The sequence below is a fragment of the Gordonia sp. SGD-V-85 genome (assembly GCF_001456905.1).
GTDB lineage: Bacteria > Actinomycetota > Actinomycetes > Mycobacteriales > Mycobacteriaceae > Gordonia > Gordonia hongkongensis.
Window position 1 is genome coordinate 63644 of sequence record NZ_LNQO01000005.1, and the last position, 25064, is coordinate 88707.

The following is a 25064-nucleotide window of genomic DNA, read 5'->3' on the forward strand; positions in this document are numbered from 1 at the left end:
CAGCGTCGTCCGAGCGCAGCGAGGCCGCCGCGTCCGTCGAGGTCACGTCCCGCGCGCGACTCGGATCAGGAGAACCGCATGAGGATCGAGTGCACGGCCTGGGTGACGGTCATGCGGTCGTAGGTCTGCACGAACTCGAAGGTGCGCTCGAGATCGGGACCGGCGTCGTGCTGGTCGCGCGCCGAGAGCAGCGCCGCGAAATGTGGCCCGAGGACGGCGACATTCCACTCGTTGATCAGGTCGTCCTCCGCGTCGAGCGGCGCGCGGTGGACGTTCCCGTCCCGGATGTCGGGCAACCCGACACCGTAGACCCCGGCCAGGCCGGTCTTCTCCGACATCTCCCGCCACCGCTTGGCGGTTCGCGAGGTGAAGTGTTCGGCGAACTGGAAGGTGCCCAGCACGATCGCGGCGCCGCCGATCGCCGCCTGCTCCTCGAGTGCCTTGCTCATCTCGATGAGCAGGCGTTTGTTGCCCATACGCGGCGGGATCGAGGTCGACGCGATGCGGTACGGCGTCGACTTGTCCGGGCCGGGAGTGGTCCACACCGGCATCTCGGGCAGCGGCACGACGGTCCGGGTGGCGAGGACGGACGGGTCGGTCACGGCGGGGTATAGGTCGCCGATACCGAAGGCGGCGCCCATCGTCTGGGCAGTGATCCGGGTGGCCTCGTCGTCGACGCCCTCGGCGATGACGACGGCATGGCTGCGTTCGGTGTGCGCGGCCAGCGCGTGGGCGAGGTGCGCGGCGTCGGAGTTGGTCTGCGACGTGAGCAGTTCGGCACCGGTGACGATGATGTCGGGTTCGACGAGGGAGAGCAGCGTGGCCGCGTGCTCGCTGCGGACGAGCCCGTCGACGCAGATAATCTTGCCGGCCGCCCGGGCGCGGGCGACGCGGGCGAGTGTCCGCTGCGGGCTGCGTTCGACGGCGTCGGGGAGGATGACCATGACGTGACGTTCGAGGCTTCGCGCCGTCTCGTCGTCGAGGTTGTCGATCAGGTCGAGATCGAGGGAGACCAGCAGCGGCAGGATCTTGGCCAGCGACTGCGCACGTTGGGACGCGGCCATCTTGCGCTTCCGCTCGTCGAGTACAGGGTGTTCTTCGACGAGACGGGCGGCGCGTTTGAGGGCGGCGGCGGTGGCGAGCCGGGTGCCGGCCGGCCCCCGGAGCTGCAGTTCGACGGCGGCGAGAGCGCCATCGGACAGCCGGCAGACCGGCGCGAACTGCATGTGGAGCTCCAGATCATCGAACAGGGTGAATGATCGCGTTTCGGACACACGTGCCTCCCCGTCAGAGCGGAAGAGCGCCCCGATCGATCTGGTGGACGCGGATTGCTTCACATCCTGTTCGCGGCATTAGCCTGTGGTCAGCGTAACAAACCACGAACCGTGGACATGGTCGAGAAGCCCTTGGTTCCTGAGGTCCCAAGCGGCGCAAGGTATTCGGCTGTGAATCCGGGTGCGGGTGTCAGTGCCTGTTCGTAGTTGGTGGGTACAGAGAGGTGTTACCGCGGCCGCGACCAACGGGGCGGAAGGTCGCGGCCGCGGCTCCGGGGCGGGTCCGGGGGTGTGGTGACCCGCTACTCGGTCTGTTGCGCCAGGTCAGCGGGCTGCGTCGGCCGCTGCCTTTTCGCCGCTGGCGCCGGCGTGGGTGAGCTCACCGGTGTAGCTCTCGAGGTGTGCGCGGACGAACCACTGGAATTTCTCCAGTTCGGCGGTCTGTCCGATGAGGATGTCCTCGGTGATCGGATCGATGTCGCCGATCTTCTTGATTCCGTCGCGGTGCGATGTGATGAACCCGTCATAGACCAGGTCGAGCGCGCCGAGGTGGGCCTGCGCGGTGTCGCGTCCGATGGAGTAGTCGTTCCACGAGCGGTCGTTCTCGATCGCCTTGGCGGTGCCCTTCGGCGACGCGCCGAGCGTGGCGATGCGTTCGGCGATGGTGTCGGCGTAACCGCGGACGAGCTCGACCTGAGGGTCAATCATCTCGTGCACGCCGATGAAGTTCGCGCCGACCACGTTCCAGTGGATGTGCTTGAGGGTGAGGTGCAGGTCGTTCAGCGCGCTGAGACGCTCCTGCAGGATGCCCACGACCTCGTTGGCGGCTTCGTTGCTGAGTCCAGGTGCGGTGAATGAAGGCATGACTCGAAGCTAGGCCGGTTTCGACGGAGTGACGAGGACTGCCGGCCATGAGTGACGGAACCGAGACAGCACATCTCAGTGAGATAACGAAGGCCTCGAGCGTGTTTGCCGCACCGACCGTGGGGAACGGGAAATCCCAGGTCGGCGCGGTGTCAGACACCAGGTCAATACCCGCTGGAGCGCATCGGCGCGGGGTCGTACAACCCTGAACGGCGAGCCGTCCCGAGGTCCAGTTCCGCAGCCGGCGCCGGGATGATCTCGGTGAACTTCTGCAGCCCGCCCCAGTCGCGTCCCCAGTTGTTCCGGAGGTACGTCGGCAACAGGGTCGGTCGCAGCATCGCCTCGGTGATGCCGAGCGGACCGCCCGCGGTGCCCGACATCCAGGTCTGGCTGTTCTTCCGGGTGGCCTCGGCGTCGGGCATGATTCGCCATTGCGGTACCTCGAGGACGCCGTTGCGCACCTTCATCGGCTGCTGACACGGGAAGACCATGCCGGGCAGCCAGTCGATGAAGACCGGGTCGGTCTGGCCGACGACGTCGTTGAGGGTGGCCAGGGTGCTGACCCGCGGTGGCGTCACCGCGACCCATTCCGACGGTGCGGCCGCGGTGTCGGCGACCTCGACCCGGACGACATTCGCCCGCGGCGGTGAGTCGGCGAGCGGGAACCGCAGGTTGCGCCAGGTGGGGGTCTCGCCGATGTCGATCGGGAACATCCGGCCCAGCGCGCTCACCCGCCCGTCGGCCTCCACGCGGCCGAACTGCATCGTGACCTTCTGGCCGGCGTGCACGACCCCGATGCCGTCGACCGCCTCGACCGATCCGGCGACCGCCATCGTCAGCAGCGGGGTGTCGTCGGAACGTTCGGGCAGCCGGTACCAGTCCGAGGTCAGCGAGCCGGTACCCGACGGCGAGCCGTAGCTGCCCAGGACGGGGGTCTGGGCGGGGTTCAGGCCGAACGGCAGACGCACCGTCGACCCGTTGACGCCTCGTGCACCCTGACCACCTTCGGTGCCGCCCTGCGCGGACGAGCTGTCGCCGGATTCGTCTGAGCCGGCGCCGGTCTGGGCGCTGTTCTGCGCGCCGGAGGTGGTCGACGACTGGGTGTCTTCGGTGGCGTCGACGGACAGGCGATCGGGTACGCCGTTCGGGGAGAAGCCCGTCGCGTCCGGTCCGGCCAGCGCCGCGGCGATGCCGGGGGCGGGCCGGCCGTCGACGGCCGCGGGCTGCAGCAGTCCGGCGGTCGGATCGGCCTCGACGAGAACGTCGTTGGCCAGCCCACACGAGTTCCCGGTGAGAGCGCGTGCGTTGGACTTCATCCACGACCACGAATCACGTTGCTCGTAGGCGCCTTTCGCGAACGAAGCGACCATGAACAGCACCATCAGCCCGGAGATGACCGGCAGCGGCGAGAACTTGAGCTTCGAATACCACTTGTCGGCCCCGCGCGTACGGGTCTGTTCGTCGACGAAGTCGTCGCGGAAGTGGAACCACAGGCCGGCAAGTGCGGTGGCGACCGCGGCGGCGAGGATGAACCAGGCGATGTTGATGCCGCCCACCGTCGGCGGGCGATCCCACCACGGGACGCCGTAGCTGCCGACGAACCACCAGCCGTTGGTGCCGGCGAACGAGATCCCCGTGATCGCGAGCACCGCGGCGGCGAAGAAGCTGCGATTGCGTCGCGACCGCAGCACGGCCGGCGCCATCATGGCGCCCGCCGCGGCGGCGAGGCCCGCGGCGATGCCCGCGTACACACCGAAGTGGTGGGTCCACTTGGTCGGCGTGAAGGCGATGAAGAACATCGTGCCGAGGGTGACGGCGACCAGTCGCCAGATAGGTGCGCGCGCAATGCCGTTGGGATGCTCCCGCCGAAGTAGGCGGAGCAACACGACGAACAGGCACAGGATCATCGCCAGCACGCCGAAGCGTCGTGCGAGCGTGCCGTCGGCTGTCGGAAGGATCAGGTAGTAGTAGCGGATCGGCTCCTGCCACCACTCGAGTGTCGGACCGACGTCGGAGGCGACCTTGTTGCCCGCGATCAACGGCGCGAGCGGCTGATCGGCGAAGATCTGGAACAGCACAGCGGTGCCGGCGGCCAGGATGGGGGCGAGCATCGGGAGCAGGCCGTCCCGGGACCGGCGCGACACCAGGGTCTTCACGATCGGTCGGATCCCGGCCAGCAGTGCGGCGACCGCCATCAGGCCGCCGGGCGCGAGCGCGAGGGTGAAGGCGGCGGTGACCACCGCGACGGCGTAGGGGAGCAGTCGGCGGGTCGCGATTGCGCGTTCCACGCAGCACCAGGTGAGCAGAGCGCCGACGGCCTCGGCCGGTTCCGGACGCAGACCGTTGTTGAACGGCAACCAGATCGCGAGGAAGACGAACGCGGCCGACCACACCGCCGGCGTGCTGTGCCGCACCGCGCGGCCCAGGCGCGGGATCACCTCTCGGCTGATGAGCCACCAGCCCAGCAACCCGAGGAGGAAGGCCGGTAGTCGCATGAACGGTGCCGCGACGCTCACGTCCGTCATGGCCGAGATGACCTGGAAGTGCCAGCCGAACGGGTCCTGCGGCACACCGAAGTAGCGGAAGTAGTTGTCGGCGTACCCGGCGTCTCCGGTGATCCGGCCGACGATGAAGTTGTAGCCGTCGTCGGAGGTGTTGGCGCCCGCGAACCACCAGAAGGCGAGAATCGCGAACACCGCGACATCGGGCGGCCGGATCGTGAACCAGCCCGACGGCAGGAAACGCTTGTGGCTGCGGCCGTCCCGGCGGTCGAGGATGCCGAGCGCGATCAGCGAGACGATCGTCATGAGGATGCCGAGCACGATCGCGGTGAGCTTCAGCAGGGTCGGGGTGCTGACGTAGCGGGTGTCGATGGTGGCGCGCAGCGACAACCCGTCACGTGAGACATCGGCGGGCAGATCGCTGTAGACGCCGACGATCTGGGGACGCATCTCGTGGTCGGCCAGCGCGAAGCCGTGCGCGGCGCCGGAGTCCGCGGCCGGTTCGGGCAGGCCCTCGAATCGTCCGCTCACCCCCTCGCCGTCGGCCCGGAAGACGATGCGACAGTTCGGATTCGATTGCGCGGCCGCTCGATCGGTGTTCAGCAGGGCGACGTTGCGGTCGGTGAGGGTCAGAGCGTCGGACGTCGCCCGGACGAAGAGCCCGCGGGCCCCGGCGTCCTGGCCGCCTTCGGGGATCGTCGACAGCAGTACTCCGCCCTGGTCGGGCAGGCGGGTGGCGAGTGAACACGGAACCGACGTCTCCATGTCGATCGGCACGAAGGAGACCAGCGGGGCGGCGACATCGGAGACGTCGCCGCCCTGCGGCCACTGCAGTTCGGCGGTTGACTGATTCACCGGCAACAGCGGGGTGAGGATCGCCAGCAGGAATCCGAGCAGACCGGTGACGGTCGCGACGATCTTCGGGTTGACCCTGGTCGCCATACGGGACGTACGAGGCGTACGGGACTCACTCATCGGATTGGGGCTCCACCCTGATCGAGCCGGCTCGTGACCAGCCCCATTGCGTCGTCTGTGCCGTGTCGATCCGCGCGTCTGGTGCGTCGGACACGAGCGGGGTCAGCTTCTCCAGTGCGCCCCAGTCGCGCACCCAGTCGTCCTGCAGGTACGTCGAGACCGCCGATGCGGACGTGGTGGCCTCCGAGATCCCCAGCAACCCGCCGTCCACGCCGGCCTGCCACGTCTTGGACTGGGAATTGGTCAGCGGATAGTCACCCAGGATGCGCCACTGCGGGACCTGGGCGACACCGTGGGACACACCCATCGGCCGCTGGCACGGGAAGTGCGACGCCACCCCGAAGTCGATGAGGGTGGGTGCCGTCGAGCCGACGACCGCCTGCAGCGTCTGCAACCGCGGTGCGCGCGGCGGGGTGATCCCGATGAACTGCTTCTCGCCGAGGTTGTTGTCCTGCAGCGACAATCGCATCACGGTCGCACGCGGCGGGGCGGCCGACATCGGTACGCGCATGTTGCGCCAGGGCATGTTCAGGATCACGGGACCGGGGTCGATGGGCAGGATGTCGGGGCCGACCTGTTCGAAGTTCCCGTCCGCACCCGGGCGGCCGAACTGCACCACCATCTTCTGCCCGAAGTTGCGTACGCCGAAGGTGTCGATGGTCGAGACGGCGCCCGCGGTGCTGAACACCAGCAGCGGTGACGCCGCGCGGTCGGCGGGCAGGTCGTACCAACCGGTCGTGAGCCGGGCCTCGCCCGGATACCCGTAGCTGCCCAGGACCGGCGTGGTGGCGGGGTCGAGCCCGTACGGCAACTTGGCGGTGGAACCGTTCACGGTCTCCGGTCCGCGCCCGCCGGTGGTCCCGGCGCCCAGCCCGCCGGTGATCGCGAACGGGCGGGCCATACTCGCCGACACGTTCATCTGTCCGGGGCGCTGGCTACCCGGCTCGGGCTGGAGGTCGTCGGGAATCCCGTTCGGGGAGAACCCGACCGGGTTCTCGCCGCGCAGCGCCTGCGTCGTGGTGGCGCCGCCGGCCGGGGTGAGCATGCCGGCGTTGGGATCGAGTTCGACGAGGACATCGTCGGCGAGGCCACAGCTGTTGCCGCGCAGCGTGTTCAGGTTCTCGGCGAGTGCGGTCGACGCCGGGTACCGGGTCACCGCGGCTTTGGCGAACAGCAGTAACTCCACGATCACCAGCAGACCGGCGATCACCGCCAGTGGTGAGGAGGCGAGAAAGAGCCGTCGGCGATCGGCTCGGGTCTCGCCGGGCCCGGTGTCGGCATGTGCGAGACCGCGATTGGTCACGTAGTCCAGCCGCAGGTGTTGCCAGACCGCGACCGCGGCCGCGATCACGGCGAGGATGAGGAACAGCGTCGACGCCTGGTAGCCGGCGATGACGGGGGCGCGATCGAACCAGGAGATGCCGTATTCGTAGAGGAACGGCCACGAGTTGTAACCGGCCATCGCGGCGGCCATCGCGAACAACAGTCCGGAGACGAAGACCGTCAGGTTTCGCGCCGAACGCGCCGCCGACTGGGCCACGGCGACGGTGGCCGCCGCCGCGATCGCCGCCGCCAGCCCGGCGAGCACGCCGAACTGGATGGTCCACTTGGTCGGCGTGAACGCGAACAGGAGGAGGGTGACCCCGACGGCGCCGATGAGACGCCAGACGGGTCCCGGGTCGACTCCGCGAATCCTCGTGCGCCGCAACATGACCGCGACCGTGACGAACAGGCCGGCGAGCAGCAGGAGCAGCGGTACGCGACGGGTGAGGGCGCCGTCGTCGGTGACGACCGAGATGAAGTAGTACCGCAGGAACTCCTGATGCCAGGAGATGACCGGCCCGACCGAGTAGCGCAGCTTGATCGCTTCGAGGACGGTGGCCAGGGTCTGATCGCGGAACACCACGATGAGCACCACCATGCCGGCGGCGGCGATCGGCGCGAGGAGGGCGAGCGTTGCCGCCCAGCGGGATCCGTCCATCCGGTTCCGTCGGTCGATGAGGATGTGCAGCAGTGAGCGGGCCGCCACCAGCAGGATGGCCACGCCGACGACGCCGTGCGGGGCGAGCGCCAGGGTGAAGCCCGCGACTAGGGCGGCCAGTGCCGCGGGCAGGAGCCGCCGGGTCGCGATGGCGTATTCCGCTGCCCACCAGGTCAGTAGCGAACCGAGGACGATGATCCCCTCGCTGCGCAAGCCGCTGCAGAACGGCAACCAGAACGCGGTGAACGTCAGGGCGCCCGCCCAGATGGCCCACGAACTGCGCCGTACCGCGGGGCCGAGGCGTGGCAGCAGCACCCGGCTCAGGACGAACCACGACACGAGTCCGGCGACGAGTTGCGGGATGTGCATCCACAGCACGGACGGCGAGACCGACGACCACGCCGCGAGGAAGCTGTAGTACCAGTCGAACGGTGCTTCGGGGATGCCGTAGAAGCGGTAGTAGTTGGCGAGGTAGCCGAAACCGTCGGCGGTACGGCCCATGTTGAGGATGTAACCGTCGTCGGGCGAACCGGCCCCGAGGACGCTCCAAACCAGCAGGATCGCGGTGACGACCAAGTCGCTGGCCCGGGGTTTCAGTGAATGCCACCACGAGCGGGTGCGCGCGCCGATCCGCCGGTGGTACCCGCCGATGCGGTCGAGCAGCCCGAGCGCGACGACGGCGACGAGTACCGACAGCGCGGCGAGCACCATCACGATGATCTTGAGGATCGACGGGGACGACTCGTACCGGTTGTCGATGGCCACCTGCACGCGCAGGCCGTTACCAGCGGCGTCGCGTGCCTGTTCCGGGCTGAGGTTGCTGAAGATGCCGTCGACCTGCGGGCGGCGGTCCGGCGGCAGGGTCGTCGACTCGCCGAGCCCGACGAACTGCGCACCCGGGCCGGTGGGGGCGGAGAAGATGCGCAGTTCCGAGCATCGGCTCAGGTCGGCGCGGGAGGCGGTCGCGGCGAGACTGTTCCGGAAGGTCACGGTGATCGCGGCGTCGGTGGCGGTGACCCACAGCGACGAGGACTTCGAGCGTGGTGCGTTGGTCGGCATCGTGGCGAGGACCACGCCGTCCGGTGCCGACGTCAGCGTCGCGCACGGGATGCTCGCGTCGAGGGTCTGCGGGGTCTGCGCGATGAGCGGCGCCATCACCGACGACGTGTCGGCGTTCAGATCCTGCCCGGCCGGCCACTCGAAACCGGCGTCGACGGCCTTGACCGGCAGCAGCGGGGTGAGGGCACACAGCACGATGCCGGCGATCCCCGCCACGATCGCGATCCACCGGGAGGTGCCCGCGGAAATCCTGGTCCCGTGCCCCGACGATTCCGGCCCCGACGAGGACGGTTCGGCGGAATCCTCAGGCGAGGTCGGGGCTGTCACAGGCACGGTGCCTCATCGTAAGCGACGTCCCCCGGGGTACCTAGGGCCCACCCCGCGGCTCTGGAGGTTGGTGACGGCCTCCGCAGGCTCCGGTCTCCCGCTGGGAGCAGTAAGTGGGCCCGCTCCGAGCACAACAGTTCTTTCGCAGTCCACGACGGCCGTCAGGCCACAGCTGCTGAGGGGCGGCCGGAGCTTGCGGAGGGCGCGTCAACCCCCTGCTCCCTGAGGAGCGTCCGGAGCTTGCGGAGGGCGCGTCACGAAGGGTTCCGCACTGCAAAGACAGTTCTCGCCCGCGGGCGGACACTACCAGCAACCACCGACAATTTAAGGTGGCAACTCCGCGCAGCAAAGATTCTGTTGGACAACGTATTTCGAGCTGCCGTTTACCCTTCTTTCGTGTACAGTCGAACGTACATTCGCAGCACGGGTTCTCGGGGGAGGTGACCGTCATGTTCGATTCCCAGCAGGTCGACGGCACCGACACGCAGGCGCCCCGCGTGGTCGAGTTGGTGGCTGATCTGCATCGCACCCTGGACAAATTGCAGACCGTGGATCTGTCGCCGTGTACCGATGCCGAACTCGCTGAGGTGGCCGCGGAGACCGAACGCGCCATCGCGCGTCTGACCGTTGCCGGTGACCGGCAGATCGATCAGGTCGAGGCCCGCGACCTGCCCCGCAAGGCCGGGTGCCGCACCCTGATGCAGTTCATGACGCACCGGCTGCGGGTGTCGAACCCGATGCGCCGCCGTAAGCAGATGGACGCCACCGCCACCCGCACCAGCCTCGGCGGCGAGGTCCTCCCACCCGAACACCCCTGCCTCGCCGAAGCTTTCGCACAAGGCGCAGTCGGCACCGCCCACGTACAAGCCACCCTCGACGTCCTCGACCGCATCCCCGGCACCATCGACCACGACATCAAGGTCGCCGCCGAACGACAGATGGCGGAGATCGCCGAAGCCCACACCCCCGCCGAGATCACCCAGCTCGGTGCGCGGCTGCTCGCCCACCTCGACCCCGACGGCACTCTGTCCGACGACACCGACCAGAAACGACGCCGCGGCCTGTGGATCGGCCGGCAACGCGCCGATGGCACCGCCAAGATCTCCGGCACCCTGACACCCGCACTCGCCGCCCGACTCACCATGATGTTCGCCGTGTGGGGCAAACCCGGACTCAACAACCCCGACGACCCCGCCTCGCCCAGCGGGCCGGCCGGTGCCGCCGACCCCGACGCCCTGGCCACCGCAGCCGACCGCGACGGCCGCACCCTCGCCCAGTCCAATCACGACGCGCTCGACGCGGCACTCGCCGCAGGTTTCGCCGACGGCGCACTCGGCACCTCGCACCGCGGCCTGCCCGTCCAACTGATCATCAAAGCCGACCTCGGCGACCTCGTCCGCGAAGCCGGACTCGCGACCACCGCCACCGGCACCCTGCTGCCCATCCGGGACTTGATCGCGATGGCCGGTGACGTCCAGCCGTGGTTGGCGATCTTCAAAGACGCCACCACTGTGCCGCTGCACTTCGGGCGCGGCAGACGTCTGGCCACCCGCGAACAGCGCCTCGTCTCTTTCGCCCGCCCCGACGGGGAAGTGTGCTCGGCACCCGGGTGTGATCAGCCCGCCACCCAGGTCGACATGCATCACGCCCACAGGGATTGGGCCAAGGGCGGTCTCACCGACATCGACGACCTCGCCCCGGCCTGCCCGCGACATAACCGGATGGTCGGTGACCAGCCCGGGCAGTACACCACCCGCATCGCCCGGTCCGGACCCGACGAAGGCCGCTGCCTGTGGCGGTTGAACGCCGAACCTGGCGCACCGCCCAACCCCGAGCGCCTCAACCGCCGACCCGACATACCCCGGCGGTTCGCAGAACACCTGAACACCGTGCGCAACGACATCCACGGACCTGCCACCAGGCCCGGCGATGAGTCACGCCCGACCCTTCGTGACGCGCCCTCCGCAAGCTCCGGGCGCTCCTCAGGGAGCAGCGGGCGCCCCGACGCCGTCGGCTACGGCGACCGCGGCCTCCGTCTCGAACTCGCTTATCGCGAACTGGTCCATCCGCGAACACCGCCGGAGCACCTCACCAGCCCACCGCTGACCCCGGTCGAAGCAGAACTCGCACGCATACTCACCGACCACCGGTGACGGCAAAGCAGATCGCCTCGCCGACTACCACCGCGGCGACCGGGCCGCCTAACCGTCAGTGCCGCAACGGCGCGGGACTCCACAGTCCGCTGCGGGTGGCGGTGCCGGTCTCGATCTCGGCGAGCGTGTCGACGTCGCCGTACGGTTCGTAGCGTTCGAGGGCGCCCCAGTCGCGTCCGATGTCGGCCATCAGATAGGTCGGCACCGCCGTCGCCTGCTGGGAGACCTCGAGCCAGCCGAGCGGACCGCCGCCGAAGCGGTTCTGCCACGCCGACACCGCAGCCGCCAGATCCGAGCCCGGCTTGATGCGCCACTTCGGGATCTCCGCGACCCCGACGTCGTGGGTGAACGGACGTTGGCACGGGAACGCCAGGCCCGAGGTCCAGTCGATGTGGACCGGGTCGGTGCTGCCGACGACGTCCTGCAGGGTGTCCATCTGCGGGATCCGCGGCGGGGTGAGCACGATGAACCGGTCCTCGGCCAGGTTGTCGTCGGTGGCGACGATCCGCACGGCGGTGGTGTCCGACGGCAGCTCGTCGGTGTTGTAGCGGAGGTTGCGCCACGACGGCCGTGGGCCGGGATCGATCAGTTCGGTCTCTCCGGCGGCCTCGAGGTCGGCGTCGCGGGTGTCGGGACCGATGGGGTCCGCGGTGTACTCGAGCATCACGTTCGGGTTGTCGTACTCGCCGGCCACCGACATCGTGAGCAGCGGGCGGTCCCGCCAATCCGTCGGAAGCGCATACCACCCGGAGGTGAGGCGGGCCGGGACCTGGTCGAGCTTGGAGTAGCTGCCCATGACCGGGGTCGAGCCGGGATCGAGGAAGAACGGGAGCGCTGCGGTGCTGCCGTTGATCCCGGGTTCGGCGATCTCGCCGCCGCCGGTGCCGCCGGGGTTGGAGTTGACGATGTCGGGGGACTGCCAGACGTCGCCGGACAGGACACCCAGCGACCCCTCGCTGGCCGTCGACTCGAGTGCTGTCGGCACACCGTTGGGGAAGAATCCCGAGGTGGACGGCGCGCTGCCCGGTGCGGGCGGCGGTCCGCCGAGAGGGTTGGGCAGCGTCGGGTCGACCGGGCGGAGCATGTCGCGGTCGGGGTCGGACTCCACCCAGACCTTGTCGGCCATCCCGCACGGGTTGCCGGCGACGGCGGCGAAGTTGGACCGGGGTACCGAGTACGACGAGCTCTGGTGGATTCCGGCGAAGATCGCGGTGACGATCTGGAAGACGACCACCGCCATCGCCAGATAGGCCAGCGGGGCGGCCGCCATCGAGGCGACCAGTCGTCGGTACCACCGCTGATGCGCGGCGTCGGCGCCGGTGGATTCCTCGACGTGCGGATCGGTCCCGGTGAACGGCTCACGGAAGTGGAACCACAGCGCGACCAACAGCAGAGCGAGCGCGGCGTAGAGCAGCACGCTGCCGAGCATGATGCCGCCGATCTTGACCTGCTCGACGCCCCACGGCATGCCCCACGCGGAGTAGTAGTAGTACGAGTTCGGCGCGGTGAAGGCGAGACCGCCGATGAACAGGACGAGCGCGCAGAACAGGGTGCGGTTTCGCCTCGAGTGCATGGATTGCTGGCTGGCGGCTATGGCCGCGATCGCGGCGAGGGCGGCCGCGATTCCGGCAAAGACGCCGAAGTGGTGCGTCCATTTGGTGGGCGTGAACATGAGGAACACCAGCGATGCGAAGGTGATCGCGACGATGCGGCGGGTCGGGCCGATGGCGGTGCCGGGGATGCGGTTCTTGCGGACGAGCACTGCCGCCGAGACGACCAGCCCCAGGATCATGGCCAGTACCGCGAACCGACGGGCGATGGAACCGTCGGCGGAGAAGGCGAAGAGCGCCGAGTAACGACCGATCTCGTTGTACCAGCTCATCGACGGCCCGAGCGCCGACTTCATGCTCGACGCCTCGACGAACGACCGCAGGGTCAGGTTCGAGAACACGACGAAGACGACGAAGGTGCCGGCGGCGAGGATCGGCGCGATGAGCGCCACGAACGACCATCGCAGCGAGCGCTTGCGATCGCGGTCGGCGGTCTCGGGATCGCCGGATGCCGATCCTGCGGATTCGGTGTCTGTTGAGGACAGTTCGGCGACGACGCGGGCCCGCTTGATGAGCGCCATGATCATCGGGCGTGCGCCGGCGATCAGTGCCGCCACCGCGAGCAGGCCCGTCGGGCCGGCGGCGATGCTGAACGCTCCGATCAGGCACGCGACGGCGGCCGGCAGCATGCGACCGGTGGCGATGGCCCGTTCGACCGAACACCAGGTCAGCAGGGCGCCCAGGCAGATGATCGGTTCGGGCCGTAGGCCGTTGTTGAAGGGGAACCAGCACGCGAGGAACGCGAACGCCGCCGTCCAGGCGACCATCGGGCGGGTCAGTGCGGCACGTCCCAGGCGGGGAAGAACTTCGTGACTCACGATGAGCCACACCAGGATTCCGCACAGCAGTGCGGGCAGACGCATCCACGGACTGGCCACGGAGACGTGGCTGAGCAGTCCGAAGACCTGGTAGTACCAGCCGAACGGTGCCTCGGGTGCGCCGTACCAGCGGAAGTAGTTCGCGGTGTAGTCGCTGTCCTGAGCCACCCTCGACATGGTCAGGAGGTAACCGTCGTCGGAGGTGTTGGGCCCGATCATGTGCCACACGATCAGCGCGCCGATCACCACATAGTCGCGCGCATTCAGCCGCCACCACCGTGCCGGGAAGATCCGACGATGTCGCCGGCCGTCCGTCGAGTCCAGTGCTGCCAGAGCGGACAGGGCCAGCAGCGTCGACGCCACTCCGACGATCACGACCAGCCACTTCGAGATGGTCGGCGCAGTGTTGTAGCGCGAATCGATGGTGACGTGGGCGTCGAGTCCCGCGATGTCGGCCGCCGGCCCGGCGAGATCGGTGAAGAGGCCGGTCACCTGGGGGCGCTGGTCGGACGAGTACTTGAAGGCCTCTTTGTCCTCGGTCGTGCCGGCGAGTGGTTCGTCCTCACCGTCCTCGTTCCTGGTGCCGCTCGTCATGCCGACGAACTCGGCGGTCACCGCGTCGGAATCGGCGTGCACGACGATCTCGCGGCACCCCTGGTCGCGCATGTCCTGCAGCGTCGCCGACACGAGCGAGACGTTGCGGATGACCACCTCGACGCCCTGCCGGTCCAGGGGCGCATCGGCAGCACCGGTCTTGCGGATGAACAGGCCGCGCTCACCGGACTTCGGTGCCTGCTTGGGCGTGGTGGACAGCAGCACCGATCCACCGGGCGGCAGGTCGTTCACGGCAGTGCAGGGAATCGAGACGTCGAGGTCGACGGGCGTGTAACCGATCAGCGGGGACGACACCGAACCGATCTGACCGTTCTGCGGCCAGTCGATTTCGGCCGTTCGCTGCGACACCGGCATGAGTGGGGTCGCGAGAGCGAGCAGGAACCCGAGCAGACCGGTGACGATGGCGACGATCCTCGCTCGTCGAACGGTCTGCGCTGGCACAAAGAGAGATGGTAGCCGTTGGGATGTCCCGCCCCGGTGGGCGGCGGTGCGGGCACCACGGGCGGGTGTCAAAGGCCGCGCCGCGGCGACGCATGACCGCCGATCGCCAGGTCAGGGCCAGTATGGTGAATGCCATGTCCGACGCCGAGGTGCCCGACCGTCTGCCGATCCTGCTGCTCAACGGCCCCAACCTGAACACCCTCGGCACCCGGGAGCCCGCCGTCTACGGCTCGGACACCCTCGCCGACGTGGTCGACCTGGCCGAGCGCACCGCCGCCGAGCTCGGTTTCGGTGTACGCGCGGCGCAGACCAATCACGAGGGGCAGATGCTCGACTGGATCCACGAATCCGTCGGCGAGATCAGCGGCATCGTCATCAACCCCGGGGGATGGACACACACCTCGGTCGCCCTCGCCGATGCGCTCGTCGTCCCCGATGTCCCGATCCTCGAGGTGCACATCAGCAACGTCCATCGGCGCGAGGCATTCCGGCATCACTCCTATGTGTCACCGATCGCCGCCGGGGTGATCGCCGGTTACGGCATCCGCGGCTATGAGTTCGCGATCCGCCGGCTCGTCGATCTGGTCGGCTGACCAAGCGGCACGGTTCCCAAGAACCGTCCAGGTTTCTCCCAGGGAGGGAGCAGTGGGCGCCGATAGCTTTCGTCGTGTGCACAAGCGAACCTCTGCCTCTGCCTCTGCCCCTGCCTCTGATCCTCGCCGCGTGCACGTAGCCATCGTGTCGGCGCTGCTGGCCGGGGGCCTGCTCCTCGGTGGCTGCACCACCGACGCTCCCAGCACGTCATCGGCATCGACCTCTGCGTCTTCGTCCGTGTCCTCCTCGATCACCACCGAAGACGCGACAACCACCGCCACCACGATCTCGTCGTCCGCCGAAGCCGCTCAGGCGTTCCTGGCCACCCTGTCCGATGAACAACACGAGCAGGTCACCTACGACTACGACGACGAGACCAAGACGACGTCGTGGTCGAACTTCCCGGTCACCTTCGTCGACCGCGCCGGGGTGAACCTCGCGGATCTGTCCGACGAGCAGCGGGCCGCCGCGATGAAGGTCCTGGAAGCGCTCCTCAGCGACGAGGGCTACGCCACCGTCACCGGAATCATGGGCGGTGACGAATATCTTCATGAGAAGAGCAGTTCGACGGAGGAGTCGCTCGGCCAGTACTACATCGCCTTCTTCGGCGATCCGTCTGATTCGAGTGCCTGGGAGATCCAGTTCGGCGGGCACCATCTCGGCATCAACGCCACGATCGACGGTGCGGCCGGTGAGATCACCTTCGCTCCCACACATCTGGGTATCCAGCCGGCGGTGTACACGGATTCAGACGGCAAGGAGGTCCAACCGTTCGACGGCATCTACACCACGGCGTTCGCGTTCTACGACAGCCTGACCGACGAACAAAAGGCAGTCCTGTACCAGGGGTCGACCGTCGCGAACATGGTGTGCGCTCCCGGAAGCACTTGTGATTACCCCACGGGGACAGGAATTTCGGGCGCTGATCTGACGGATGAGCAGAAGAAGCTGCTGCTCGACGTCATCGCGAACTGGGTGGGCCTGTCCGACGAGGAGACCACCTCCGAGGCACTCGCCGAGATCGAAGCGACGCTCGACGAGACCTACATCAACTGGTCGGGAGCCACCGCCTATGACATGACACAGGGTGACGGTATCTACTTCCAGATCTCCGGCCCCGACGTGTACATCGAATTCGCCGCGCAGCAGGGTTCCGCCGGTGCCGATGTCGAGGGCATCACGACGTCGGGCTGGGGACACGTCCATACGATTTATCGCGATCCCGGCAACGACTACGCCGGCAGCGTGACCCAGCAAGCCGCCACCGGCATGGCCGGAGGAGCGGGCGGTCCCGGCGGGCAGGCTCCGGCTGGATCTCGCCCCGCCAGTGGTTAGTTGTCAGCCTCGGGCAGCCGCCGTCAAGCGACTCGCGAGTCCAGAACTCATCGACTAGCGCAACCGTAGGGTTGCAGAACCTCCGGATTACTGCAACTATGGAGTTGCAGCAATCAACTTAGGCGAGGGAGTATCGATGAGCGAGAACACAACCACACATGACGTGACCGATTCGGCGACAGGAGAATTCGACCGGATCGAGCGCGAGATCGCGATCGACGCACCCGCCGACCGGGTCTGGTCTCTGGTCAGCGAACCGGGATGGTTCATCAACGACAAGGCGATCACCGAGCACCGGATCGAACGCGACGGCGACCTGTCGACCATCCACGACCCGGTCCACGGCGCCTTCACCTTCCGCACCGTCGAACTCGACGAGCCGCGATACGCGGCGTTTCGATGGCTCGCCGATGCCGCTGATCCGCAATCGGATTCGACGCTCGTCGAGTTCTGGATCACGCCGGCGGACTCCGGCGTGCTCCTCAAGGTCGTGGAGTCCGGTTTCTCGTCGCTGCCGGGAACGGAAGCGGAGCGACGCGCACGGTTCGACGGCAACAACGAGGGATGGACCATCGAACTCGAGCTGGCCCGAACACATCTCGGCGGCGTGCATGCCTGACGTCGCTCCCGTCGAGGTCTTCGCCGCGCTGTCCGACGAGAGCCGATGGCAGATCCTCACGCGACTGGGTTCGGAACCCGCGTCCGCGTCCCATCTCGCGGCCGAACTCCCGATCAGCAGGCAGGCGATCGCGAAACACCTTCGGGTCCTCACCGAGGCAGGACTGGTGACGTCCTCACGTGTCGGCCGCGAGATCCGTTACGAAGCCGTAGGTGCACAGTTGTCGCGGGTTGCCCATCGGCTCGACACCATCGGCCGTGGTTGGGACCGCCGTCTGAACGACATCAAACTCCGCGCCGAAATGGGCTGAGCCGTCGGCCGCAAACCCTCTGCTTCCTGCGCCAGCCCCCGCTTCCTGCGCCAACCCCCCGCTCCCTGAGCGCGGCCAACCCCCGCTCCGTGAGCGCGCCAGCAGGGGGTGACGCTCGCATGCTCCGGGCGCTCCTCAGCTCAGGGAGCAGGGGGCGGGTCGTTCTTTCGGATCAGGGAGCGGCTGTAGCGGAGGGAGCGGCGGAGCTGATCACCTCGTCGATCGCCCTGGCGGTGTCGGCGGCGTGGGGTGCGCGGATCATCGAGATGTGGTCGCCGGAGACGTCGTGAAAGGTCACGGCACCGGTCGACATCCGCCGCCACAGGCCCGGGTCATCGGTATTGGTGCGGGCGCGGATGACACCGACGGGACCGCTGTACTCCCGGGGCCGGTACCGGCGGATCATCCTGGTGCCCAACCGGAAGAACACGATCCACTGCACCGGCGTCGGGAGCTCGACCATCCCGGCAGTGGGGACGAGGACGGCCAGCGCGAGCTCCTTCACGATTCGCTGGGGGAGTGGTTCGCGGGCGGGCGTGGGGTCGTCCCCGGTGCGGTCGGGCAGGGCGGTGTCGCGGGCACCGCCGCGCAGCGCACGCAGGCGTCCGACGATCCCGACCTTCTCACCACGAACACGCTTGGCCAGTGCCGGGTCGAAGAGCGAGTCCAGCACGACGACCGGATCGCATGTCTCGCCGGCCTTGGTCAGCTGCGCCGCGACCTCCATCGCGACGAACCCGCCCAGAGAGTAACCGCCGACCTGGTACGGACCGTCGGGTTGCACCGATCGGATGTCGGCGATCGCGCGTCGTGCCGCGGCGCGCACGGAATGATCAGCGCGGCCGCGCTTTTCGACGCCACGCGACTGGATCGCGTAGACCGGCCGGTCGGTCTGCAGTGCTCGGACGACCGGGGTGAGGCTGGTCGCCAGGCTACCGGCGCCGGCCACCAGGAAGATCGGCCGGCCCGTGCCCTGTCGCAGCGGGATGAGGGTGGCCCCCGACGCATTCGCCGACCGCTCCTTCGCAGCCGACTCGATGCGCTGGGCGAACAGCGCGATGGTCGGCGCCTCGGCGAGCATCGCGGTGTTGACGTCCAGTTGGAGGTGATGCTGCACCTCGGCCAGCATCTTCGCGGCGGCCAGCGAGTCGCCGCCGAGTTCGACGAAATCCTCGTTCCGGCCGATGGATTCGAGGCCGAGGATCTGGCACCAGAACCGGTGCAGCGCCATCTCGGTCATCCCGCGGGGCGGTTCGTGATCCGGACGTGCGGGCGGAGGCGGCAGGGCCGCCCGGTCCACCTTGCCGCGCTCGTTGCGCGGAAGTTCGGCGAGCACGATGATGTCGCGCGGAATCATCCACGGGGTCAACGTCTTCCCGAGCTCCTGCCGGATCTCGGCCGGGGAGGGTGACCACTTCTCGGGGTCCACGGCGACGTGGGCGGTCAGCCGTGCTTCGTCGCGGTTGGCGGTGACGACCGCGTCGGTGGTCCAGACCAGCGCGCGGATGGCGGCTTCCACCTCGAGCGGTTCGACGAGGTACCCGCGGATCTTGATCGCGTCATCACTGCGGCCGAGGAGCGCGAGTTCGCCGGACTCGTCGAAGCGTCCGAGATCACCGGTGCGATAACGTGTCCGGCCGTCCTGCAACCCGATGAACCGCGTCGCCGTCAGCTCCGGATTCTGGTGGTAACCGGACGCTACATGGCCGGATTCGACGATGACCTCGCCCGTGCTGCCGACCGGCAGATCGTTGCCGTCCGCGTCGATGATCCGGACGTGCTTGTCCGACGCCGGCACGCCCACGGGGATGGCGCCGGGCTCGACGTCCCGCTCGGGCGGGAACAGGTTGAAGGCCAGGTTGCCGACCTCCGATGCGCCTGCCCAGCAACAGAAGACTCCGTCGGTCAGGATCGTGTCGCGGGCCAGCTGGATGTCGGCGCGGTGCGTCGGCTCACCGCAGGTGGACAGCAGTCGCAGGGATTCGACGGCGTCGTCGGCCGACAGCTCACCCAGCCAGGATCGCAGCAGCGACGGGGTGCAGTGCGCGGTGGTCGCCTCCTGTGCGACAAGCCAGTCCCGAAGCCCGGTCGTGGTGCGGCGGCGGACATCCCAGAGCAGCATGGTCGACCCGTTGAGCAAGCTCATCGCGAGCGCGTCGAGGCCGCCGCCAAACTGAGGGGTAGCAGGACGACGGCGCGGTCGTCGGGTCGCATGCCGAGGAAGCGACGGCCGTCCCGGGCGTGATTGACCGGCATCTTCTGCGCCAGCACCACGCCTTTGGGGGTGCCGGTCGAGCCCGAGGTGAACAGCAGGACCGCCGGATCCTCAGGGCCGGGCTGGTCCGCGATACGCGTCTGACCTGGTTCTCGGGCATCGGCTGCGGTGTCCAGGACATGGGCACCGGACCGTTCCAGCACGACGTCGCGTCGGTCCGGCGGCAGGAACGGGTCGAGAAGGACGAGGGGGCGTCCCGAACACAGCGCCGCCAGCATCCCGATCACCGAGTCGATGTCGGATTCGATCTCCACCGCCACGGGTCGGCCCGGATCGGTGGTGGCGACGATCGTGCGCGCGAGGTCGTCGACCCGGGAGGCGGCGTCGGCGAACGTGATGGACTGCTCGGGGGTCTGGAGTGCGACGGCCTCACCACGTACCGCGGCGACGGCTCGCCATCGGGCCGCTGCGGTGTCGGCGGCGCCGACGCCCGGAAGGTCGGTGACTGCCGTGGCGCCGGTGGGAGTCACCCGGACTTCGGGAGGGTTATGGCTGTTCATGTCCTCAAACTTCCGCGGAGCGGGAAACGTCGACGGTCATGGACGGGCCAGGCGAACTCGAGCCCGGGCAACGGTGCCACGCCGCGCGGGACTCGGCCCCTCCTCCGGTCCCGACAGCTTGCCTGGCAAACCTACCCTTAGTCGCGCGAAGGAGCACGATCGGAGCGGGTGGGAGTAGGGAAGCGGCCTGGTCGGCCGGGCATGACACCGGAAACGGAGACATCCGGCCGGTCGGCGGTAACGTGTTCACCGGTCGTCGGACGGTGTGGTCCTGCATCGCCGTCCGCGACTACGGGTGTTCGAGGCGTGCGAGGAGAGATCGACGATGCAGTACGACGAAGTGGTTCTGGGACGTCGCAGTACCCGCGGGTTCACCTCCGACCCCGTGCCTCGCGAGCTCATCGAGGAGATCCTCACCCTCGCCATGCGAGCCCCGTCGTCGATGAACACACAACCGTGGAACTTCCACGTGATCACGGGTGAACCGTTGGATCGCATCCGCGCGGGCAACACCGAGCGCAACCTGGCCGGCGTTCCCCATTCCCGAGAGTTCCGGACGGGCGCGGAGAAGTTCACCGGGACGCACCGCGACCGTCAGGTCCAGGTGGCGAAGCAACTGTTCGGCGCGATGGGCATCGCCCGCGAGGACATGGAGATGCGGCAGGACTGGGTGCTGCGGGGGTTCCGCCAGTTCGACGCCCCGGTCTGCGTGATCGTGACCTACGACCGCATCCTCGACGGCAGCGACGACACCCCGTTCGATTGCGGCGCGGTCTCGAATGCGCTGGTCAACGCCGCCTGGTCGCGCGGTCTCGGCGCGGTCATCAACAGCCAGGGCATCATGCAGTCGCCCGTTGTTCGCGAGCATGCCTGGATCCCCGACGATCAGGTGATCATGAAGAGCATCGCGCTCGGCTGGCCGGATGAGACGTTCCCGGCCAATGCGGTGGTCTCCGAACGCAAGTCGGTAGCCGAGGCCGCGACGTTCGTCGGCTTCGAGTAGCGGTGGGACCGGTCCTGGCGGAGCTCAGCGCGACAGCGCCGCCCGCGCGGCCGCGGCAACACCGCCGCGATCGATCGGGCCGTGACCGGGAAGCAGAATGTCGGCATCGAGCTCGGTGAACCGTTCGACGCTGCGTCGCGCGGTGGGTTCGTCGTGCTGGAAGAGCGACGGGATGCACTGCGGCCCGGTGATCGACGAGATCTCGTGTCCGCTCACCAGTGCGTCGCCGGACACCAGGGCGCGGCCGTCGGCGACGAGGTAGGCGCTGTGGCCGTCGGTGTGGCCGGGGCTCGCCACGGGGACCGGTGCGCCCGGGAGGTCGAGCGGGCGGTGCCCACCGGTGGAGAACCCCGACGCCTGGGCGAGACCCGCACGACTGAGGACGCCGAGCGGAGTGGTCTTGGCCAGCCACGCCCACAGGCGGGGGTTCGCCACCTGCGGGGCGAGATCGAGCGCGTTCGCCTGCTGGAGGTGACGGCGCAGCGCGTGATCCACCTCGACCGGGTCCATGTAGACGTCGAACCCATACTTCGCTTGCAGCTTGACGAGACCACCCAGGTGGTCGACGTGAGCATGGGTGAGGAGCGCGCCACGTACGTCCTCGGGCTTGCGGCCGATCCGTTCGATGGACTCGACGACCTGGGCGGCCTGGCCCGGATAACCGCCGTCGATGAGCGTCAGCTCGCCGTCCTGCTCCAGCAGCACCCAGTTCACGACGTCGGTGGAGACGAAATGGGTTGTCGACGAATCGCCGTCGACCCGGGTGATCGTCATCGGTCGCGCGGTACGGAACGGGAGTCGCATCACCATCACTTCCGGACGACGAGCACGAACGGGCCGCGCTCGGTGACCTGGAAGCGCGGGTCGTCGAACACCGCCGGGTCGAAGGTGACCGTGTAGCGCTTCACGTTCGGATCGTTGGGATAGACGTCCTCGGCGAGGCGGAGCGTGTAACCGTCTGCGCTGTACCGGAACAGGAAGACATTCGGCGGGGTCCAGGGGGATCGGTCGAGCGCGTCGACGAGCTGGTCGGCGTTCTCGCTCTTCGCCCAACGCTCGATCGCGGCTGCGCGCTTGTCGAATTCGGCCAGCGGATTGGCGTAGTGGGAGGTGAGTCCCTGGAATCCCCAGTACGGGTAGATCGACAGGAACCCGAAGTCGGCGGTGAGGACCACATTCTCGGTGCGCGGCCGGCCGGTCTGTTCACCGATCAGCTTGTCCAGCTCCGCGAAGTACGACTCGGCGCCGGCCGGGCGGGCGTCGGCGCGTTCGCCGTATCCGTCGGTGTCGGTGTAGGCGGTGGTGATCTCGGTGGCGAGATGACCCGGGATGCTCTGTGCCATCGCGATTGCCGAGAGGACGGCGAGTGCACCGACGACCACACGAACGTCGCCGAAGCGCCGTACCGCCGCATGCGCGAGGTCGACGACACCGAAGACGCCCGCCGCGCTCAGTGTGGCCACCAGGATCGGCTCGAGACGGAACGAGAGCAGGGTCGTGCCCAGGGCGGTCATCAGCATCGACAGCAGGCAGAAAAGATAGACCGTCACCACCGTGACGCCCATGGCCAGTGCGACGGTGCGGGTACGGAATCGCAGCAGAATCCAGAGGAGGCCGATCATCGTGATCGCGCCCACGAGGTTCAGCCCGAACATCGGCAGCGGCAGCACCGAACCGCGTTCGGGCAGATAGTGTTCGGCGGTACCGCCGCTGGCGGGCGTGTTGGTCAGGCGTGCCCACAGGTAGGGCGCCCACACCAGCAGGGCGATCAGGCCGGAGATGACCCCGACGGCGACCAGACGACCGATCACCGCGAGCACGACACCGCGCCGGCGGCTGGTCACCGTGGCCGACGGAGTGGCCTTGTTCGACGCGCTCAGCCAGCCTTGGACGGCGAAGTAACCGGCCAGCAGGACAGCTGTGAGGGCGAACAGTCCGGTGTAGAGCGTGTAGGTGGCGGCCGAGATCCCCAGGAACACACCGGACGCCGCCACCGCAGGCCAACTCGTCGCGCCGAAGAGCGGACCCGCGGGTCCGTCGGCGGCACGGGTTCGTCCGCGCAGCGCGTAGGTCAGCGTGATCAGCATGGGTACGCCGATCAGCACCAGAATGGCCGCATACGGCTCCGGCGAGGCGTACAGCAACGTGACGGTGGTGACCGCGAGGCCCAGCGCGACACCACGATCGGCGCCGAACATGCGGATGAACAGGATGACGCCAACGGCCGCGGCCACCGCCATCGACACGATCGCCCAGGTCTTGTAGGCCTCCCAGCCGGGTTGGCCGAGCAGGTTCGCGAACCGGCCGCCCCACCAGAACCAGCCGGCCGGGTAATAGGGCGGCAGATCGGTGTAGGTCATGTCCGCGAGGTGCGGGCTCGACGTCATGCGGGTGAGGTATTCGGTGCGGAACTCCTGGTCGACCGAGAGTCCGAAGAGGTAGAGACGTGTCGCGCCCAGCGGCATTCCGATGGTCACCGTGACGAAGCCCGACATCGCGGCCGCCGACAGCACCGGCACCAGCAGTCGGCCTTTGCCGTAGCGATAGAGCAGTGCGGCGATCACCAGGATGGCGATCGCCAGCACCTGTCCGGCGGTCGTCAGCGACCGGGTCACGTTGGAGGAGTTGAACGCCGGCCACTCGACGGTTCCGATGGCCGTCAGTCCCGCCATCGACACCAACCCGCCGACCACCACGGCGATCAGCAGCGACAGAACGGCCCGCCCGTAGCCTGTTGTACTTCGAAGGTCGGCCGGCGAGGCTTCCCCCGCTCCCTGAGGTGCGGTTGGCGACTCTCCCCCGGCTCCCTGAGGTGCGGTGGGCGACTCTCCCCCCGCTCCCTGAGGAGTCCCGGAGCTTGCGGAGGGCGCTTCGCCTTCCGCTCCGTGAGGAGTCCCGGAGCTTGCGGGGGGCGAGTCCTCTTCCGCTCCCTGAGGAGTCCCGGAGCTTGCGGAGGGACGTCTCGAAGGGTCAGGTCGGTTCATCACGTCCACTCAGACTCTGCTGTTCAGCGATTGGGCGATTCAGCGATCAGATCGGCAACTTGCGGAAGATCGGACGCGGGATGTGGCGGAGCACCATCATGATGTAGCGGAACGGCCCCGGCACCCAGACGATCTCCTTGCCCTTGGTGGCCGCGGCCACCGCCAGGCGACCGACGTCCTCCTTGTCGACCGTGAGCGGCGCTTCCTTGACATGCGCCGACAACCGGGTGCGGACCTGGCCGGGGCGGATGACGAGGACGCGAGCACCGAAGGGGCGCAGCGCCTCTCCGAGCCCGAGGTAGAAGCCGTCGAGTCCGGCCTTCGTGGAGCCGTAGACGAAGTTGCTGCGGCGGACGCGCTCGCCGGCGACGGAGCTCATCGCGATGATCTGTCCGTGGCCCTGCGCCTTGAACTTTTCGCCCAGCAGAACACCGACGGAAACCGCTGCGGTGTAGTTGATCTCGGCTTCGGCGACCGCGAGGCCGTGGTCCTGCCAGGCCTGCTCGTCGTCACCCTGGATGCCGAAGGCGACGATCGCGACGTCGACGTCACCGTCGGCGAACGCCTTGTCGATGACCGCCCGGTGGGTGTCGGTGGCGCGGGCGTCGAAGTCGATCTGCGTGACCTCGGTGGCGCCGGCGTTCTTGGCCTTCTCCACCGCCGCGGCGGCGGTGGGGTCACCCGGCAGGGTGGCGAGGATGACCCGCGCGGGGCCCTTGCTGAGGTACTCCGCGGTGATGGCGAGCCCGATCTCGGAGCTGCCGCCCAGGACCAGGATGGACTGTGGGACGCCCACGGCGTTGATCATTATGTACTCGCTTTCGGT

The 25064-nt window shown here is 68.3% G+C and carries 14 protein-coding genes and 1 pseudogene; 6 read left to right on the forward strand and 9 right to left on the reverse strand.

The annotated features are described in order from the left end of the window. Nucleotides 1-65: 65 nt before the first annotated feature. The 4 genes from AS181_RS07335 to AS181_RS07350 form a co-directional block, all read right to left on the reverse strand. Nucleotides 66-1274: a DICT sensory domain-containing protein gene (locus tag AS181_RS07335; protein WP_058250942.1), complete on the reverse strand. Its 1209-nt coding sequence runs from the start codon at nt 1272-1274 to the stop codon at nt 66-68. A gap of 324 nt (nt 1275-1598) precedes the next feature. Further along, a complete protein-coding gene (locus AS181_RS07340; protein WP_058250943.1) occupies nt 1599-2138 on the reverse strand; it encodes a Dps family protein in 540 nt (179 codons plus the stop codon). A gap of 164 nt (nt 2139-2302) precedes the next feature. After that, on the reverse strand, nt 2303-5614 hold the full coding sequence (locus tag AS181_RS07345) for an arabinosyltransferase domain-containing protein (protein WP_058250944.1): 3312 nt from the start codon (nt 5612-5614) through the stop codon (nt 2303-2305). Further along, the gene (locus tag AS181_RS07350) at nt 5607-8987 is read right to left on the reverse strand and encodes an arabinosyltransferase domain-containing protein (RefSeq protein WP_197414678.1); all 3381 of its coding nucleotides are present in this window, start codon (nt 8985-8987) and stop codon (nt 5607-5609) included. Before AS181_RS07350 ends, AS181_RS07345 begins: the two co-directional genes overlap by 8 nt. A gap of 443 nt (nt 8988-9430) precedes the next feature. On the opposite strand from AS181_RS07350, the gene AS181_RS07355 reads away from it, so the two are divergent. Further along, nucleotides 9431-11134: an HNH endonuclease signature motif containing protein gene (locus AS181_RS07355; protein WP_058251125.1), complete on the forward strand. Its 1704-nt coding sequence runs from the start codon at nt 9431-9433 to the stop codon at nt 11132-11134. Nucleotides 11135-11189: 55 nt separating this feature from the next. Here AS181_RS07355 and AS181_RS07360 read toward each other — a convergent pair whose 3' ends face one another. Then, on the reverse strand, nt 11190-14618 hold the full coding sequence (locus AS181_RS07360; RefSeq protein ID WP_058250945.1) for an arabinosyltransferase domain-containing protein: 3429 nt from the start codon (nt 14616-14618) through the stop codon (nt 11190-11192). A 134-nt stretch (nt 14619-14752) separates the two neighbouring features. Here AS181_RS07360 and aroQ point away from each other — a divergent pair, with 134 nt between their 5' ends. From aroQ to AS181_RS07380, 4 genes are all read left to right on the forward strand, one after another. Then, entirely contained in the window at nt 14753-15211 is a 459-nt protein-coding gene (gene aroQ / locus AS181_RS07365) for a type II 3-dehydroquinate dehydratase (RefSeq protein WP_058251126.1), read from the forward strand. Between the two features lie 130 nt (nt 15212-15341). Further along, on the forward strand, nt 15342-16547 hold the full coding sequence (locus AS181_RS07370) for a DUF3500 domain-containing protein (protein ID WP_058250946.1): 1206 nt from the start codon (nt 15342-15344) through the stop codon (nt 16545-16547). A gap of 136 nt (nt 16548-16683) precedes the next feature. Then, nucleotides 16684-17166 carry an SRPBCC domain-containing protein gene (locus AS181_RS07375; RefSeq protein WP_058250947.1) on the forward strand — a complete coding sequence of 161 codons (483 nt, stop codon included), beginning with the start codon at nt 16684-16686 and terminating at the stop codon, nt 17164-17166. Then, entirely contained in the window at nt 17159-17476 is a 318-nt protein-coding gene (locus tag AS181_RS07380) for an ArsR/SmtB family transcription factor (RefSeq protein WP_058250948.1), read from the forward strand. Before AS181_RS07375 ends, AS181_RS07380 begins: the two co-directional genes overlap by 8 nt. 172 nt (nt 17477-17648) lie before the next feature. On the opposite strand, the pseudogene AS181_RS25605 reads toward AS181_RS07380, so the two are convergent. After that, nucleotides 17649-20251: pseudogene (locus AS181_RS25605) on the reverse strand (alpha/beta fold hydrolase). Between the two features lie 325 nt (nt 20252-20576). Here AS181_RS25605 and AS181_RS07390 point away from each other — a divergent pair. Beyond that, entirely contained in the window at nt 20577-21254 is a 678-nt protein-coding gene (locus AS181_RS07390; RefSeq protein ID WP_058251127.1) for a nitroreductase, read from the forward strand. A gap of 24 nt (nt 21255-21278) precedes the next feature. Here the strand turns inward: AS181_RS07390 and AS181_RS07395 are convergent, their stop codons facing one another. The 3 genes from AS181_RS07395 to AS181_RS07405 all read right to left on the reverse strand — a co-directional run bounded on the left by AS181_RS07395 (nt 21279) and on the right by AS181_RS07405 (nt 25046). After that, complete coding sequence (locus tag AS181_RS07395; RefSeq protein ID WP_058251128.1) at nt 21279-22058, reverse strand: MBL fold metallo-hydrolase; 780 nt, start codon at nt 22056-22058, stop codon at nt 21279-21281. 5 nt (nt 22059-22063) lie between these two features. Further along, a complete protein-coding gene (locus AS181_RS07400; RefSeq protein WP_231742334.1) occupies nt 22064-23926 on the reverse strand; it encodes a galactan 5-O-arabinofuranosyltransferase in 1863 nt (620 codons plus the stop codon). Between the two features lie 358 nt (nt 23927-24284). Then, the gene (locus AS181_RS07405) at nt 24285-25046 is read right to left on the reverse strand and encodes a decaprenylphospho-beta-D-erythro-pentofuranosid-2-ulose 2-reductase (protein WP_058250949.1); all 762 of its coding nucleotides are present in this window, start codon (nt 25044-25046) and stop codon (nt 24285-24287) included. Between the last annotated feature and the right edge of the window lie 18 nt (nt 25047-25064).